This window comes from Streptacidiphilus sp. MAP12-16 (assembly GCF_041262165.1).
Classification (GTDB): domain Bacteria; phylum Actinomycetota; class Actinomycetes; order Streptomycetales; family Streptomycetaceae; genus Streptacidiphilus.
Window position 1 is genome coordinate 366,883 of record NZ_JBGCBY010000004.1, and the last position, 16,526, is coordinate 383,408.

The window sequence follows — 16,526 nt, forward strand, 5'->3', positions numbered from 1 at the left end:
CAGCATCGTGCGAAATGTCGGGTGCCCGGGGGAATCTCACCCCCGGCTCCCGCAGATCCGTAGCATGAGCCTCGTTTCCTCAACCAGAGGTCTGATTACGTGGCCTGGCCTGCGTGAAGTGCGCCGAACCACCGCACCCATCGGATGCGGCGCTCGCCGCGCCCCAACCCGAGCTTCCCTAGGAGGCATGGGCATGGCGTGCACGGTTGCGGAACCGAGAAGCCTTAGGGACTCGGTATCGCGCAGTGTTGAGGAACGGTTCAGGTGCGGGCCAGTGCGGCGGTGATGAAGCGGGCGGCGCGATCCAGGGCCGCGTCGGCCTCGTCCAGCAGACCCTCGAAGCCCTGGAAGACGTGGGGGACGTCGGCGGTGATGTCGAGTTGGACGTCGACCCCGGCCGCGGCTGCCCGGACGGCGAACCGGGTGGAGTCGTCCAGCAGGACCTCGTTGGAGCCGGCCTGGAGCAGTAGCGGGGGCAGCCCGGTCAGGTCGGCGTGGAGGGCGGGGCTCAGCAGTGGCTGGTCAGGATTCTGGCCGGCGAGGTAGTGGGGGAAGACGGCGGTCAGTTCCGCGCGGGTGAGGATCGGGTCGGCGTCGTGCTTGGTGGTCATGCTCTCGCCCGAGCGGGTGGCATCCAGGCTCGGGGAGAAGGCGATGGCGGCGGCCGGCATCGGCAGCGCGGCGTCGCGGGCGGTGAGCAGGGTGGTGATGCTGAGGCCGCCGCCGGCCGAGTCCCCGGCCAGGACGATCTGCTCGGCCGGAACGCCCTGGTCCAGCAGGTCGCGGTAGGCGGCGAGGCCGTCCTGGACGGCAGCGGGGAAGGGGTCCTCGGGGGCGAGCCGGTAGTCCACCGAGACGGCGCGGACGCCGGTGCGGCGCACCAGCGCGGCGGTGAGCCGCAGGGACGTAACCGGGGAGCCGAAGACCCAGCATCCGCCGTGGAAGTAGATGATCGTCCCGGTGGCTGGGCTGCCCTCGGGCTCCATGGTCAGGGCGGGACGCCCGCCGAGGACGGAGGGGGTGACCGTCACCCCGGCCGGAGCCGGGCCCGAGGCCATCCGGGCCTCGAAGTCCTTGCGCAGCTGCTCCGGCGGGCGGCTGTGGTCGAACGGGGCCTGCCGTATCAGGGTGTCGACTGTCGCGCGCTGTGCCTTGCTCATGCGATCCTCCAGGTGAAGTGCTGTTCTTCATTAGGAACTATATTCCTAAGAATATCATTCCCGCGAATCTGGAGCAGGATGTGACCGACCTCCCGCAGGTGTTCATGGACCTCGTCCGCTACGAGACGAGGCTCTACAACGTGCTGGGCGAACAGCTGCGCGCCAAGCACGGTCTGACCATGGGCCAGTTCGAGTTCCTGCGCATCATCGACAGTCGGGACGACTGCCGGGTCAACGACCTGGCCGAGGAGGCCGCCATCACCGTCGGGGCGACCAGCAAGGGGGTGGACCGCTTGGAGGCCGCCGGCTGGGTGGTCCGGCGACCCAATCCCAGCAACCGCCGCTCGTCCCTGCTGGAGCTGACCCCCGATGGCGGCAAACTGCTGGCCGCCGCCACACCCACTTTCGAGGTCGGGCTGCGCTCCTGGCTCGCCGAGCCGCTGCCAGCCGGCTCGCTGGAGCAGTTGGCGTCCACCGTCGCCCTGCTGCGCAGGACGCTGGAGGATGCCTCGGCGGGAATGCCCGCCGGCTAGGAGCGCGTCCCAGCAATGGGCTACCCGCCTGTGTTTCGTGATTCACAGGGCCGTGGGGCGGCAGTGGACAAACAGTTCCGGGCGTTCGACACACGTCCCACCCGCACCCCGCGGACGCATCCCGGCAAACGCCGCCCTGGTCGGCTGGCCAACCCCGCCCTAGCTGAACTCCCGTCGAGTTCAGCTAGGGGAGCGGCGGTGACGTGCAGGAACGCGGGGCCTGGGGCTCGGCCCCAGAATAATCAAGGTGAGTGGCCAGCCTCTCGGCAGCCTATGGATATCAGTGGTTGTAGACGAGGTGGGCGATGCGTTCGGCGAGCATGATCGTGGTGAGGTTGGTGACGCTGGAGGGCACGTACGGGATGATCGAGGCGTCCACGACACGCAGGGCGGCGAGTCCGTGCACGGCTCCGCGGGAGTCGACGACGGCCTGAGGCGAGTCGGCGGCACCCATAGGGGCGGTGGAGGTGGGGTGACCGTAGATGGCGAGGTTGGATTCGATTACCCGCGTCAGTTCCTCGGCGTCGTCGGGCAGTTCGCGCGGCATCAGAAGCCCGGCGAGCGACGGCGCGAGTGCCGGGTCACGGGCCAGATCACGGGCGATTCGTACGCCTTCGAGCATGCGTCGGCGGTCGCGCTCGGTGCCGAGGTAGTTGTGGTCGATGAAGGGCTGGGAAAGCGGATCGCGGCTGGCGAGGCGCACCGTGCCCTGCGCGTCGGGGAGCACGAGAGCCGTGGACAGGGCGATGACACCGCCGGTGGGCATGAACGGAGCCCCGTTGGGATGCACGGCGACGATGTTCAGGTCGAGTTCACCGTCCGCGGCCTCGCTGGAGGCGGTCCACAGCAGCGCGCCAAGGGCCGGAGCCATCTCCCCTCGCCCCGGGGCGAGTGCATAGACCGTGGGGCAGAAAGGGTGGTCTTGCAGGTGTTGTCCGACGGGTAGGTCGGCGAGGGGCTCGATGCCGAGCGACGCCAGTTCGCCGGCGGGGCCGATGCCGGAGCGCAGCAGGATCGCCGCGCTTCCGTAGGTCCCGGCAGAGAGGATCACCTCGTCGGCATGGTGCACGACCCCGTCGGCGGTGACCACTCCAGTCGCACTGCTACCCCGGAACAGAACCCGGTCGACGGTGACGGCACCGTGCACCGTGAGATTCGGGCGAGCACGCACCTCATTGGTGAGGTAGACCAGTGCGGTGTTCTGTCGGATCCCATCGAGGACGTTGACCGCGAAGGCTCCGACGCCGTCCTGCTCGGCACCGTTGAAGTCGGTGATCCGCTTGTGGCCAAGGGCAACTGCGGCGTCGATAAAGCCACGATGCGCGGGGGTCAGCTCGGAGTCGGCCAGTTGGCGCACGGGCATCGGCCCGCTTCGCCCGTGAAACTCGTCCTCGCCGGTGGGGGTGTTCTCCAGGGCGCGGAAGTACGGCAGGACGTCAGTGAAGCTCCAGTCGTCGAGCCCGTTCTCGGCCCAGCGAGCGAAGTCGCGGGCGCGGGCGCGGAGGGCGGCGCCGGCGTTGACGGCGGAACTCCCGCCCATCACCTTGCCGCGCAGAGCGACGATCGCGGGGCTCAGTCGCCCGCCCCGTGAGGTGTATCCCCAGTCGTGATCGAGATCGGCGATGCGGTTGGCGTCGAGCAGCGCGTCGGGGAACCGGGTGGGTCCGTAGTCCGGCCCGGCCTCGAGCAGCACGACGCGCCGGGCGGGGTTCTCGCTCAGGCGCGCGGCGAGCACTGCGCCGGCCGACCCGCCGCCGACGATCAGGACGTCGGCGGGTTCGACGAAGTGAGACAAGGTAGGACCCTTTCGATCTCGTTGGAGTGGCAGGGAGCATCCCGGTGGCGAGCCGCCGGGGGCGATATCGGAACCGCACTCACGGTGCGAACGCGAGCGTCGCCGGAACCACTTTCAGTGGCGGCCGACAGGCACGGGGAGTCCGTTCCGGATGACGCCCTTGTTCCGCATGAGGAAGTCGGCCAGGTAGCCATCGTGCGGTACCGAGGGATCCATCCAGTGGGTGTGCTGGCTTCCCAGGTACACGTTGCTTATGGTCGGCTCGTCGAGCAGGCGGTCGATGAGCTGGGTGTCGTGGGTCATCGCGTTGAGCACGAGCGTGTTCTTCAGCGGCTCCGTACCGGCCTCGGGTGTCCACGGCGCGATCCACACGCAGGGGAACGGCAGTTCCATACCTGCCTGCGGAGCGGCTGGATCGTCGAGTTGGTGGACGGCCGGCATCAGCGCGGCGCTCCCGTCCCCGAGTTCGCCCACGATGCCGTCGCCGCCGAGCCAGGGCCGGGCGCCCGCCGCCTTCTTCAGCAGGTACGTTTCGATCGCCTTGGCGACCGCGACCGGCTGTACGGGGAGTACGGCCTTGTCATCCTCGGGCGGCAGACAGGGCATCGCGGCGGACAACCGCGCCGCGACGGCCTCGGCGAGCGGAGCCGGGTCGCCCTCCACGAAGATGGCTGTCGTGTTCACGCATCCGGTCCCGCCGTGGCCGCTCACGGATGAGACGATCACGTCCAGGTGGTCGCGCCAGTCCACATCGGCCGTGATGAGGATCTTCGACCGACCCGGCCCCTGCGGCAGCACCGTCGCGGCCTCGCCGTACTTGCGGGTCACCTCCTCGCCGCCGTACACCATCCCCAGGTCGGCGCCGCGCAGAACGGCGTCGGCACCGGCGTGGTCGGTGGGCAGGAGCACCACCTGGTCGTCGGCGAATCCCGCGCTCCGCAGTGCCGCCACGAGCCGGTGCGGGGTGAAGGGATCGCGGCTCGACGGGCGGACCGCGACGCGGTATCCCAGCGCCAGTGCCTCCGGCCAGATGCTGTGGGTGCCGGGATGGTTGCCCGCGGCGTGCACGGCGAACACGTCTCCGCGCCGTGTCCATACCGAACGCCCGGTCCGCGTCAGCGGATCGCGCCAGTTGTCAACCGCCCCCCGTGGGCGCGCGTACTGGACGCTCGAATGAGCCTTCGCCACTCGTTCGGCGACCGTCGTGGTCGCCGCGACGACGGAGGAGATCGGGACTCCCCCGACTCGACTGACAGCGTATTGATACTCCTCGACGGTCAGGCCGTCGATCGTCGCGGTCGCGAAGAGCGTGGCCGCACGGATCAGCGCGTCGGCCCGTTCGTCGGCCGGCATGCCGCTGCCCCGGCGCAGCGCCGCCATGGTGCGGTTGACATACAACGGCGGCACAAGGCTCAGTTCCGCGAGGGCAGTGCCTGCCACATCGGTGACCGTCTGCCTGTTGCTGGCGCGGAAGGCGCCCGTTGCACCGAGCGCGGGCAGGTCGATCATCAGTAGACCCCTTCGATGACGGCCTCGTCATCGAACACCGCGACCGTGGCGATGTCGGCGACTGAGTCCCCGACCGCGCCGTTCACCTGCGGAATCCGAGTGGCAAGGTCACGTTCCAGGTTGCTGGGCAGCAGGAAGGACTTGCTGACGTGGTTGACCAGCACCTGGCCTCGCTCTCCGTAGGGCACCGGCTCAAGGCTCTTCGGATCGACGACCGTGAAGGTCACATAGGGGGAGAACGAGTCGAAGACACACGGATCGTCGACGGAGATCCCGGCACGCTCGCCCGCAACCCCGATGATCATCGTGCTTCCGTACTCGCCGCACAGCGCGACCTCGGGGAACACCTCGGTCTTGAAGATGCGCCGGGAGTCGGTGTCCATCGTCGTACCTCCCCACCTGATGCACTTCACCCGCTCGTTCACCAGGGCGACCAGCTTCTCGTCCCTGGACAGCCGTTCCAGCAGCGGTGGCGTGATGGTGAGCAGGCCGACGTCCTGCGTCCGCAGGACCTCGGCGGCCTGGTCGATGAGGTGCTGGGCGTAGGCGTCGACCTGCCCGAACTGACCGTCGGCGATGAGCCGCTTCACCCAGCGCGGATCGAGGTCGATCGTGAAGCCATGGCGGCCGTGCGTGACGGCGTGCCGCCGGAACAGGGCGCCCACGACGTGCGGCCCGGTCGGGATGATTCCCAGCCAGTTCGCTCCGCGCGGCACACCGTGACGGTCAAGGTTCGCATTGCTCCAGCCCACCATGCGGTCCAGCCAGTCCTGCATCAGAACGACCCGCTTCGGAGCGCCGGTGGTGCCGCCGCTTTCGAAGAACCCGATCACGTCGGGCTGATTTCCGTATCCCCGGGGAACCAGGTCCTCGCCACGGACGTCACGAAGCTCCGCGGCCACGTTCGGGAAGAGCCGGAGGTCCTCGTATGTCTTGACATCGGCTCGCGGATCGAAGCCGAGAGTAGCGGCTCGGTCCAGCCAGAACGTGCAGCCGGTCTCGGGATTGAAGTGCCACTCCATGGCGGCGCGGATGAACTCGTCCGGATCGGGCTGGACGTCGAACGGAAGATCCAGGATCCGTTCTGCGGTATGGGGCATTGTCTCTCCCTCATGGAAAGGGTCGGGTGTATCCGGGCACGACGACGATGCCGCCGAACCGGCGAAAGGCGGTGAGCGCCAGGAGGGTTTGTCGAAGGAGCGGGGACTACGGTTGCAGCCGGCTCGTACGCCACTCGAGCGCGTCGCGGTCATAGCGCAGCCTGCGGTGCAGCCGATCCGAACTCGCGGACCAGAATTCGACGACGTCGGGCTGCAGCCGGTAGCCGACGAAGAACTCCGGCCGGGGCTGGGGCGACCCGGTCAGTTCCAGGCTGCGTGCCCTGGCGCGCAGAGCCTCGACGTCCTCCAGTGGCTCACTCTGCTCGGTGACCGTCGACATGGCGTGCAACGGAATCGGCCGGGCGGACCACAGGGCGTCCGACTCGGCGTCGGGCAGTAGCACGACTGGACCGGAGAGAATGATCTGCTGACCGGTCTCTCTCCAGTACAGCAAACCCGACGCCCACCCCGTAGCAGCGATTTCACGTCCTTTCTGGCTACAGCTGTGGCTGGTGAACACCAGACCGAGGTCAGTGACATCGGTGATAGCGACTATCCGGTTGGAGGCGCGGCCGCGGGAGTCCGCAGTGGCCAGCGCCAGCGCGCTGGGCTCACGGACTCCGCTTTCCCGTGCCTCGGAAAGCCAGCTACGCACCAGCTGGAGAGGCTCCGACGGCGGCTCGTCGTACTCGGGGAAGGGGAGGTCGACCTTCCCGCTGAGGGACTCGAATCCACTGGCGTCCACGAAAGGCTCCCCGCTAGACATTGATTGTTCCCTCGGCAACCACGACGGCGTGCCCGCCGACGTGGACCGAGCGGATTGACTCGCCGACCCCCTCGGCGGTCGCCCTCATGACCGACGCGCGTCCCATTTCCACGCCCTGGGTAATTTTGATCTCCTGCCCGTACTCGGCGAACCCGTGTCTGGCCAGGTGAATCGCGAGAGGCCCGGCAGCGGAACCGGTCGCCGCGTCCTCGACCACACCGTAGGCGGGGGAGAACATCCGCGTCCGCCAACCCCCGCCTGCCGGGGCGAAGCAGTTGGCGGCCATATCGGGGAAGCGCGAGAGGGCGCGATGATCCGGATGGAGAGCGGAAAGCGCCCCGACGTCGCTCAACCCCACGAACACGTGACGCGGCCCGTTGTGGTAAATCTCGACCGGGGCCGTCGATGACTCGACCCCGAGTGCGGCCAGGAGGTCCGTGGCGAAATCGTAGGGCTTCGAACTGGGAACCGGCTGCTCCATCTGGACCCACGGGGCGCCGTCGCGGGTACCCAGCTCGAACGGGATGACACCCATCGCGGTCTCCAGCTGCAGCCTGTCGCGACTCCAGGTCCGACCGAGCGCGAAGGCCGTGCCGAGCATCGGGTGCCCGGCGAACGGCAGTTCGTTCACCGGGGTGAAGATCCTGATCCGTGCGTCGCCGCCTTGCTCGGCCGGCAGCACGAAGGTGACCTCGGAGAGGTTCATCTCCTTCGCGATGCGTTGCATCGTCTCACCGGTCAGATCCTCGCTGTCGAAGAAGACGGCGACCGGGTTGCCCAGCAGCGGCTCGCTGGCAAAAGCGTCTACGACCATGTATCGGTGCATTGTCAGCGCTCCACGGCTTGTGCCGATATCGAGGGCCCGGCGGAGAAGGCAAAGCCGAGCGAGTCGATCCCCTCGGCCACCGCTGCGACGTCGAAGCCGGCGCGGTGGTCGGGTGCGTACCCGATCAGCTCGGCCGCCCGGTTGGGGGGCAGCGGCTGATCTGCCGGAACATCCGAATCCCACCACATGACCGCGCCCCAACGGCCGCGTTCACGGTCGGCGATCCACAGCTTCAGGCGCAGTCCCTTGACCTCGCGCCACGGCTCGACGGAGCCGTCACGAAGATCCTTCTCCAGGGATTCGACGGTCTGCTGGGACCTGGCCAGGTCCCACCAGACGACATCCACTCTCATCGGCCGAGCACCCCCTGTATCGCCTCGCTGATGATGCGCGGGCCGTCGACGGTGAGCACCGACTCGGCGTGGAACTGAACCGAGGCGAAGCCCGGCCCGCGTAGCGCGTTCACCTCGCCGGTCTCCTCGTCTCGGCTCACCTCGACCACACCGATCCCTTCGACGGTTCGCTTGCTCACCGCGCTGTGCGCGGCGAACGTGTTGTAGAAGCCCACTCGTTCGCGCACGCCGAACAGGTCGATCTCACGCTGTACACCCTGGTTGGGTACCTCGCGGCGGTGCAGGTCGAAGCCGAGCCTCATGCTGAGTACCTGATGGCTCAGGCACACGGCCAGCATCGGCCGGTGACTCGCCAGCGCGGTGTCGACCGACTGCCGCAGCTTGGCGATCTTGGGGTGGGAGGTCATCCGCGGATCTCCCGGACCGGGACCGAAGACCGTCAGGTCGTAGGCCGCCACCTCGTACGGCTCGTCGAAGCGGCGGACCTCCACAGACAACCCCAGTGACCGCAACTGCTGGTCGAGCATCGCGGTGAAGGTGTCCTCCGCGTCCACGACCAGTGCCGTCATACCGTCCAGCAAGGCCCCGGCCGGCGGGCGGTCATACGTGTCCCGAAGCCAGTAGCCCGCGATCCCCTCGTTGCGGCGATCGAGCGCGGCGCGGACCTCCGGGTTGGCCGCGTAACCGGATGAACGGTCGGACTTGAGCGCGTTGAGCAGGGTCGCCAGCTTGCTGTGGGTCTCGGCGACCTCAGCCATCGGGTCGGAGTGGCGCACCAGTGTGGCCCCCACGGAGATGTTCATCCGGCCGCCGGGATCGATGTCGGCCGTCCGGATCAAGATCGCCGAGTCAAGTGTGTGCCGTCCGGCCGCGTCCCGTCCGATCAGCGCGGCGACCCCGCTGTAGTAGCCGCGTCCTTTCGGCTCGTAGCGCGAGATGACCCTGGCCGCGCTCTCCAGCGGGCTCCCGGTGACAGTCGGGGCGAACATCGTCTCGTGCAGAACCTCACGCACATCGCGGCTGGTCCTGCCTTCGATCAGGTATTCGGTGTGCGCCAGCCGCGCCATTTCTTTCAGGTACGGCCCGTGGACGCGCCCCCCGTCATCGCACAGCCGGGCCATCATCTTCAGTTCCTCGTCGAGGACCATGTAGAGCTCGTCGGTCTCCTTGGTGTCGGCGAGGAACTCCATGACCCCCTGCAAGGTGGGGCCGCCGGACGGATACCGGTACGTGCCACTGATCGGGTTCATGACGGCTGTGCCGCCGGCGAGCGAGATATGGCGCTCCGGTGTCGCACCAACGAGAGTGTTGCGGCCGGTGTGGATGATGAAGGTCCAGTAGGCCTTCTCCTCGCGCTCCAACAGCCGCCGGAAGAACGACAGGGCGCTGGTCGGGGAGTAGTCGCCGATGTCCGCGACGAACGAGCGCTTCATCACGAAGTTGGCACCCTCGCCGGTGCCGATCTCCTCGGTGACGATCTGGCGCACCATCTGCGCATAGGCGGCGTCGTCCACGTCGAAGTGTCCGCCGGTCAATTCTGTCGGGACCTGCGGGAAGCGGGCAAGCGCTTCGGCTGCCGGCACCGTGTCGCGAGCGGTGAGGTTCATCGCGAGCAGGGGCGTGGCGTCGTCTTGCGCGGCGAAGCCGCGATCAGCCAGTTGCCGGTAGGGGACGAGCACCAGCGTGTCGAGCGCGGGACCCGGCCCGGAGTCGTCGGCCAACGGGATGTCGCCCAGCGACTTGTACTCGGTCACCTGGCCGGTCAGGATGTCCAGCGTCCCGGGGGAGCCGCTTTCGGGACGGTGGATGATCGCGAAGGCGGGTAGTTCCAGCGCGAGAACCTGCTCGAGCAGGGCGCTCATGCGAGCACGTCCTCGGTTCGGACCACCATGGCGCAGCAGCGTGCCGCGTATTCGAGGGTCATTTTGTGGCGGGCTTCGGAGAAGTCGCCGAGCGCGTCGGCCACCAGGAAGGGCTGGATGTCGTTGGAGAACGCGTCCAAAGCGGTCGACAGAACACCGATGTGCGCGTAGACGCCGCAAATGATCAACTGGTCACGCTGTAGCGCGCGCATGCGCTGCAGCAGCTCCGACCCGAAGAACGCACTGTAGCGCCATTTCGTGCTCATCCAGTCGTCCGCGTCGGGTTTGAGCTCGGGCACGACCGCGCGTTCGGCCTCGTCAGTGCGCATGCCGGGGCCCCAGAAGTCCTTCAGGAGCCCACGTTGCCGGTCCGTCATCCCGCCGGGTTGGGCGGTGTAGGCCACCGGCACCCTCAGCTCTCCGCAGCGTTTCTTGAGGTCGGCGATGTTACTTACCAATTCGCTGCGCATGCCGTCCTCAAAGGGCTTGAGGAAATAGCTCTGCATGTCGTGGATGAGGAGCACCGCCCGATCCGGGTCGACAGTCCAGCGCACGGCGTTTTCCGGCAGCACATCCCTCGGCGGCAGTCTGTAAGACACAATCGGCGGTATTCCCGTCATCAAAGGCTCCCTCTCTAGGAATCTCAATACTCGGACCACGCCGAGACCACCTCGATGGCCTGGGGGGTGTTCAGTCGCGGATCGCACAGGCTGGTGACGGGGCCCGACCCCAGCTCGGCCGTGTCCAGCACGCACTCGGTCACGTCGTCGGGGGTCGCCTCGAGGTGAAGCCCCCCGGCCGGAACCCCCGCCAGGTCCAGGACCCGCCGGAAGCCGCGGACTTCCCGGGCCACGGTTCCCACGAGCCGGTATTTGGTGCCGTCAGCCGCGCAATCGGTGTTCCCGTGCATCGGGTCGCTGAGCCAGACCACCGGGTGCCCGGCCGACTGCACAGCCTCGACGAGCCGGGGCAGCCTGTCAGCGACGAGGTCGGCGCCCATGCGCACGATGAGTGAAAGCCGGCCCGGCTCCCGCTCCGGGTCCAACCGGTCGCACAGCTCGACGATCTCGCTGACGGTCATTGACGGGCCGACCTTGCAGGCAACCGGGTTGACCACCTGGGCGAGCAGTGCGACGTGCGGGCCGTCGATCTGCCGGGTCCGCTCGCCGATCCACGGCCAGTGGGTGGAGCCGAGCAAGTGCCGACCGCCGTCGAGCTCTCGGAGCATCGATATCTCATAGTCCAGAAGCAGCGCTTCATGGCTGGTCCAGACAACAGGTCCGTCAAGCCGAGGCGCTGACCCAACCCACCCGAGCTGCATCATGATCTCCCGCGCCGCCATGTAGCCCGTGAGCATGCGCAGTGGATCGGGACGCCTGCTCTCGTGGGTAGGCTCCGGCCCGTTGATCATGTGCCCGAAGAAGGACGGCAGTTCGTCATCGCCGAGTTTTTCGACCCGGCTGGAGCGGGGCTTGGTGAACTGCCCTGCGATCCGCCCGACCCGCAGCGTCTGCTTGCCGGTGGCGGTCTCCAGGTTCTGGGCGAGCAGGTCGATGAGTCCGGTCTTGCCTTGAATGTGCCCAGCGGTGCACTCGGCTGGGTCCTCCGCACAATCCCCAGCCTGCAGCACCTGCATCTCGCCGGTAGCGACGCGGGCCAGGCCGGAGCGGAGGTTCTCTACCTGCGCCGCGGTCACCAGCGGCGTGACAGATAACAGCATCGCTCGTACGAGCTCGACCTGTGAGGGTTTGTCCCATTCGGGCTGATGGCGCGCCTGGGCTCTCTCGATGTCGGCAAGGATGTTTCCCATAACGACCTGCTCCATTGATTGATAAGAAGACGCCCGGCGAACGGCGTTCAGGTCGGTATGTCGGCCCGCTTGACCTGAGGGACGGCGATGCCCAGCGCCCTGAACTGCTCGCAGGGGTTCATGAACTCGCGCTGGCGCTTGATCTTCCCGTTCTCGAACAGGAAGGAGTGCAGGAAGTGATTGCGGTAATGGCCGTCGGGGTAGTCGGGGAAGCGGATCGTTCCCTCGCCGTCGCATTCGACCCAAAACTGGTTGGGGTCCTGCGTGTCGAAGATCTCGATGTTCGTCCAGGCCCAGTCGGGGAAGCACTTGAGCGACCATTGGCCGTGGTCACCCAGTCGGTCTCTGCCCGTGATGACGATCGGCTGCCCAGTTTCGGTCGTCCAGAGACCACCGGTGCCGTCTTCGGTGAACAGAAGGTGCCGACGCAGGCGATCCTGCCCGCGGGTATTCATGTACTTCTCCACGACCGCACGGTTGATCGCTCGCAGTTCCGCGTCGCTGCGGGACCTCGACAACGTATCGGTGGTTTCAGCGGTGCCGGTGATGTCGACCATTGGATCTTCCTGTAGTGCCGAAGTAAAGCGGGATCACCGCGCGTACAAGGGCAGGCACAACCAGTCACGACGACGCCGAAAGAGCACAATCATGTATTGGTTCATGAGATTTCTGTCGAATCCCCCGCTCCCGCGTACGGCGGGTATTCGAGATTTTGCTCAACCCTGGCTGGTTCGGGAAGCCGATCACCGCTGTCTGGCCGAAAGATTCCAGCGGGTATCACCGTCTGAAGGATCTACTCCATGGCAGGCGCGACTCTGCCTGAGTACTCGTAACACGATCTTGTGGTTGTGGGCTGGCGGGCCGTGTCCGGTGTGACGATTCGTCCGTTGTGGTGGTGTGAGTGCACCGTGGATGGTCGATGACGAGCTGTGGGCGCTGATCGAGCCGGTCCTGCCGCCGTGGCCGGAGCGCTCCCCGGGACCGCGGCCGGTGGACGACCGGCTGTGCCTGCAGGGGATCCTGTTCGTGCTGTTGACGCGCATCACATGGCAGCAGTTGCCGCCGGTCGATCGCGGTAAGTCGGGCAGCAAACACCACCTGAGCTGCGACGGCAGCGGCACGCCGCTGAAAGTGATCACGACCGGCGGCAACGTCCCCGACATCACCCAGGCCCTCGCCCTGGTCGACGGTGTCCCCTCCGTGGCCGGCCGACCGGGTCGGCCACCCCAGCGGCCCGAGTCCCTTCTCGGTGACAAGGGTTACGACAGTCGGCACGTCCGACGCGAGCTGACCCGGCGTCGGATCCTGCCTGTCATCTCCCGTCGAGGCGAGCCCAACATCCGCGGCCTCGGCAAGCTCCGCTACGTCATCGAGCAGACCTTCGCCCTGCTCCACCAGTTCAAGCCTCTCGCCACCCGCTGGGAACGACGCCTCGACCTCCACGACTCACTCGTCTCACTCGCATGCACCCTCATCTGCTGGCGAAGGATCAACAAGCCGACACCGTGGTCGTGTTACGAGCTCTGAGCCCCGATCCACCGATCGAGGCTCAGGGCGACGGCCAGTCGACCGTCCGGGAGTCGGCCCGCCTGCCGGCCGGCCTGCGCTCCTATCCCCTGTGCGAGGGACGCCCACGACTACTACCGGCAGCCCGGAGCTCCGGCCCGGCACCGGTGCCCGGAGACGTGCCGCCAGCCTGGTCGCCGGCGCGCGCTGGAGCCTCGCATCCGACGTGAATTTCGGCCACGCGAGCCGCGCTCGATGGAACGAACAAGCCAATACTGCGCCACGTGCGGTGGCCAAACCTATGGGGCACTTATATTCGCGGTGCGTACCAAACACCTCGATGATATCCGTATCGAAGGATTCGGGAAACTATCGCCCGAGCATCGGCCGCGACCACCCATATATCGCATGACATACCCCACACAAGACACTTGCCCAACCAGAAGGAATTCCAGTGAAGCGTATCGGTGAACATGCGGTGGTGCTGGGCGCGAGTATCTCGGGTCTGCTTGCCGCCCGGGTGCTCTCCGAGGCATTCGAACGGGTAACGGTGATAGAGCGTGACCAGCTGCCGGACGGGCAGAGGACTCAGCGGCGAGGTGTGCCGCAGGGCCGCCACGCTCATGGCCTGCTCTCCAAGGGTGCGAAGATCTTCGAGGAGCTGTTCCCCGGGATACTCGACGACTTCGTTGCCGGTGGCGCGCCAGTCATCGACGGACCTGCCGAGCTGCGGATGCGCTTGGGCGGGCACTTGTTGTGCATGGACGGCGAGTACGCCGATCTGTCCCGCACCTACCAGCCGAGCCGGCCGCATTTGGAGAGTCGGCTCCGCGCCCGGATCGGGGCTCTTGCGCAGATCAAGCTGATCGACCAGTGCCAGGTCACCGGCCTCGAGACCACCTCGGACAATGGCGCTGTCACCGGTGCGCGTGTCAGGTACGAGGGCGGCTCTGAGGATGTGATCCCCGCCGATCTGGTGGTGGACGCAACCGGCCGGTCTGGACGGACCACCAAGTGGCTGGTCGAGATGGGATACGAGCCGCCGCGCGAGGACCGTATCGACGTCGACATCATGTACACCAGCCGGTATCTGCGGCCGGCCCCTGGTTCGATGGGCCGTGAGAAGGTCGTGATCATCGGGCACGCACCGGGGAGCCCCATGGGCGCGGAATTCCTGGAGGAAGAGGACGGCCGCTGGGTCCTGACGCTGATCGGTTACCGCGATCACCATCCGCCGACCGACCCGGCCGGGTGGGTGGAGTTCGCCAGGCCGTTGGTTCCCGAACACGTCTTCGCGGCGATCCGCGACGCTGAGCCGCTCAGCGAGATTTCCGCGCACCGGTTCCCGGCGAGCGTGCGCCGTCGCTATGAGAAGCTGACCCGATTCCCGCGCAGGCTGCTGGTGGTGGGCGATGCGATATCCAGCTTCAACCCCATCTACGCCCAGGGGATGACGGTGGCCTCGCTCCAGGCAATGGCGCTGCGTGACTCGCTGAGCGGTGACCTGGATCAGGTCGCGCAACGATTCTTCCGCAAGGCCGCCAAACCCATCGGCGTCGCCTGGCAGATGGCGACCGGCAGCGACCTGGCCCTACCTCAGATCGAAGGCCCGAGACCACTTCCCGTGCGGCTCATCAACTCCTACATGGACAAGGTGCTCGCCGCAGCCGAAACGGACATGGTCGTGGCCGAGAAATTCCTGAAAGTCCAGTACTTGCTCGAACTGCCGACAACACTGTGCACCCCGGGCACCATGTGGCGCGTTTTGGCGGGAAATCGCCGACGGCGCCTCCCGGCGCACACCAGTTAATGGAGGTAACCAAATGACCCTCTCCATCGCCGACAAAGTCCTTCGGCTCTCCCTGACCACGTTCTCGTTCATCAATGCGTCACAGTTCTTTCCGTCGCTCTCAACGTACAAGGTTGACAGGGCCTTCGATCTCACCGAGTTCGAGGAGGCCATGACGCACTTCTTTCGGGGGAATCCGCTCTTCTCCAAGTGCCACTTGGTGGAGCTGACCTTCGACACTCCTGAGGATTTCCCCCTCTCGTCCTTCCAAGGACTCCTTGCGGAAAAGTACGAAAGCTACTACGACAGCTTTCTGCTCGCTTCCGTCACCTACCGCTCCGACCCGCACCTGCAGGGCATCTTTACGTGCGTGCCGTTTCCGCTGCAAGACGGATACAAAACCTTCCGATTCCACCAGGCGCTGATGAGGACCCTGAAGACTCGGCAGGACGGCTTCCAGATCGTCCAGGGCCTCGCAGAGCTGGGGATCCGATCCGATGAGCTGGCAGACTTCTTGCCGCCCGTTGAGACTCCGCCCGCCGGTGCGACCAAAGAACTCCCCGTCACGTTCACCGAAAGCTGTGACTCGCCGACCACGATCGGCCCCTTTTTGGAAAGAATGAAGAAGGATTTCCTTCACCGCGATAGCGGAAACATGTTCGTCCTCAAGAACAGTCTTTACTCGCCGAAGCTGCCCCTCGGCAACTCGCTTCAGTTTCTGACAGTGCCGCGAAGCGTAATCACGCAAAGCACGGGAATCCAGATCCGTGACTACTATCGCGCCGAGGAGCAACGGCAGATTGACCTGCTGTCTCGCGTCGAGCGGCGAGAAGACTTCATTGAAGCCGGCCAGGCCAGAATCGGGAAGATGATTGCCACGCCCGACGTCTTTGCCGTCAACAACTACGGCAATGTATCGGCGCACGACGGCTCGGACACCCATGCGGACCAAGGCACGCTCGTGAAGTACGAGTGGCATATGCCGCTCATCGTGTTGGGACTTACCGTGGGCAAGAGGTCTGGACTCTCGTGGACAATCACCATTCGCGACAAGGCGTTCAACTTTGCGACGGTCGCTCGAACTTCCCCGCAGGATGACATCGCCGAGGCCACTATCGGGAACGATCCGGCAGCGTCCGTCGCATCATGAACCGCCGGTGTGCCACTAGTATCTGCATGCTGCTTCAGGAGGTTGGGGCGCGGCCGTGAATGCACCGGGCGCGGCGCTCGCCGTACCTCACGGCGAGCTTCCTTGGCTGAACTCCCGTCGAGTTCAGCCAAGGAAGCGGCGGTGACGTGCAGGAACGAGGGGCCTGAGGCTCGGCCCCAGGGCAAATAAAATTGATTATTTGTGAAAATCTCGAAGATTTCACGAACAATCAAGGCCCGCTCGTCTTCTACCAGTCGGGGGGGGGGGGGGGGGGGCCCCCCCCCCCCCCCCCCCCCCCCCCCCCCCCCCCCCCCCCCCGGGCAAAAGAACACAGATGTGGCCGCGCCCCCCCCCCCCCCCCCCGCCA

At 66.5% G+C, this 16,526-nt stretch carries 15 protein-coding genes; 4 read left to right on the forward strand and 11 right to left on the reverse strand.

Features of this window, described 5'->3' with window-relative positions; translation table 11 throughout:
• Positions 1–260: 260 nt before the first annotated feature.
• Positions 261–1,160, reverse strand: a complete 900-nt coding sequence (locus ABIA33_RS07275; protein ID WP_370078339.1) for an alpha/beta hydrolase — start codon at positions 1,158–1,160, stop codon at positions 261–263.
• Between the two features lie 80 nt (positions 1,161–1,240).
• On the opposite strand from ABIA33_RS07275, the gene ABIA33_RS07280 reads away from it, so the two are divergent.
• Positions 1,241–1,693 carry a MarR family winged helix-turn-helix transcriptional regulator gene (locus ABIA33_RS07280; RefSeq protein WP_370078341.1) on the forward strand — a complete coding sequence of 151 codons (453 nt, stop codon included), beginning with the start codon at positions 1,241–1,243 and terminating at the stop codon, positions 1,691–1,693.
• 280 nt (positions 1,694–1,973) lie between these two features.
• On the opposite strand, the gene ABIA33_RS07285 is transcribed toward ABIA33_RS07280, so the two are convergent.
• The 10 genes from ABIA33_RS07285 to ABIA33_RS07330 all read right to left on the reverse strand — a co-directional run bounded on the left by ABIA33_RS07285 (position 1,974) and on the right by ABIA33_RS07330 (position 12,271).
• On the reverse strand, positions 1,974–3,488 hold the full coding sequence (locus ABIA33_RS07285) for a GMC family oxidoreductase (protein WP_370078343.1): 1,515 nt from the start codon (positions 3,486–3,488) through the stop codon (positions 1,974–1,976).
• A gap of 114 nt (positions 3,489–3,602) precedes the next feature.
• A complete protein-coding gene (locus ABIA33_RS07290) occupies positions 3,603–4,997 on the reverse strand; it encodes an aldehyde dehydrogenase family protein (RefSeq protein WP_370078345.1) in 1,395 nt (464 codons plus the stop codon).
• Complete coding sequence (locus ABIA33_RS07295) at positions 4,997–6,097, reverse strand: phenazine antibiotic biosynthesis protein (RefSeq protein WP_370078348.1); 1,101 nt, start codon at positions 6,095–6,097, stop codon at positions 4,997–4,999. Before ABIA33_RS07295 ends, ABIA33_RS07290 begins: the two co-directional genes overlap by 1 nt.
• A 106-nt stretch (positions 6,098–6,203) precedes the next feature.
• On the reverse strand, positions 6,204–6,842 hold the full coding sequence (gene phzG, locus ABIA33_RS07300; RefSeq protein WP_370078350.1) for a phenazine biosynthesis FMN-dependent oxidase PhzG: 639 nt from the start codon (positions 6,840–6,842) through the stop codon (positions 6,204–6,206).
• A 13-nt stretch (positions 6,843–6,855) separates the two neighbouring features.
• Positions 6,856–7,677: a PhzF family phenazine biosynthesis protein gene (locus ABIA33_RS07305; protein ID WP_370078352.1), complete on the reverse strand. Its 822-nt coding sequence runs from the start codon at positions 7,675–7,677 to the stop codon at positions 6,856–6,858.
• Between the two features lie 14 nt (positions 7,678–7,691).
• Complete coding sequence (locus tag ABIA33_RS07310; RefSeq protein ID WP_370078354.1) at positions 7,692–8,042, reverse strand: hypothetical protein; 351 nt, start codon at positions 8,040–8,042, stop codon at positions 7,692–7,694.
• Positions 8,039–9,904, reverse strand: coding sequence for an anthranilate synthase family protein (locus ABIA33_RS07315; protein ID WP_370078356.1), 1,866 nt, complete (start codon positions 9,902–9,904; stop codon positions 8,039–8,041). Before ABIA33_RS07315 ends, ABIA33_RS07310 begins: the two co-directional genes overlap by 4 nt.
• The gene (locus tag ABIA33_RS07320) at positions 9,901–10,524 is read right to left on the reverse strand and encodes an isochorismatase family protein (RefSeq protein ID WP_370078358.1); all 624 of its coding nucleotides are present in this window, start codon (positions 10,522–10,524) and stop codon (positions 9,901–9,903) included. Before ABIA33_RS07320 ends, ABIA33_RS07315 begins: the two co-directional genes overlap by 4 nt.
• Positions 10,525–10,547: 23 nt before the next feature.
• The gene (locus ABIA33_RS07325; RefSeq protein ID WP_370078360.1) at positions 10,548–11,714 is read right to left on the reverse strand and encodes a 3-deoxy-7-phosphoheptulonate synthase; all 1,167 of its coding nucleotides are present in this window, start codon (positions 11,712–11,714) and stop codon (positions 10,548–10,550) included.
• 47 nt (positions 11,715–11,761) lie between these two features.
• Complete coding sequence (locus ABIA33_RS07330; protein WP_370078362.1) at positions 11,762–12,271, reverse strand: PhzA/PhzB family protein; 510 nt, start codon at positions 12,269–12,271, stop codon at positions 11,762–11,764.
• A gap of 355 nt (positions 12,272–12,626) precedes the next feature.
• Between ABIA33_RS07330 and ABIA33_RS07335 the strand changes: the two genes are divergently transcribed.
• From ABIA33_RS07335 to ABIA33_RS07345, 3 genes are all read left to right on the forward strand, one after another.
• Positions 12,627–13,241: an IS5 family transposase gene (locus ABIA33_RS07335; RefSeq protein WP_370078407.1), complete on the forward strand. Its 615-nt coding sequence runs from the start codon at positions 12,627–12,629 to the stop codon at positions 13,239–13,241.
• Between the two features lie 433 nt (positions 13,242–13,674).
• On the forward strand, positions 13,675–15,030 hold the full coding sequence (locus ABIA33_RS07340; protein WP_370078364.1) for an FAD-dependent oxidoreductase: 1,356 nt from the start codon (positions 13,675–13,677) through the stop codon (positions 15,028–15,030).
• Between the two features lie 13 nt (positions 15,031–15,043).
• Positions 15,044–16,159: a hypothetical protein gene (locus ABIA33_RS07345; RefSeq protein ID WP_370078366.1), complete on the forward strand. Its 1,116-nt coding sequence runs from the start codon at positions 15,044–15,046 to the stop codon at positions 16,157–16,159.
• Positions 16,160–16,526: the final 367 nt, after the last annotated feature.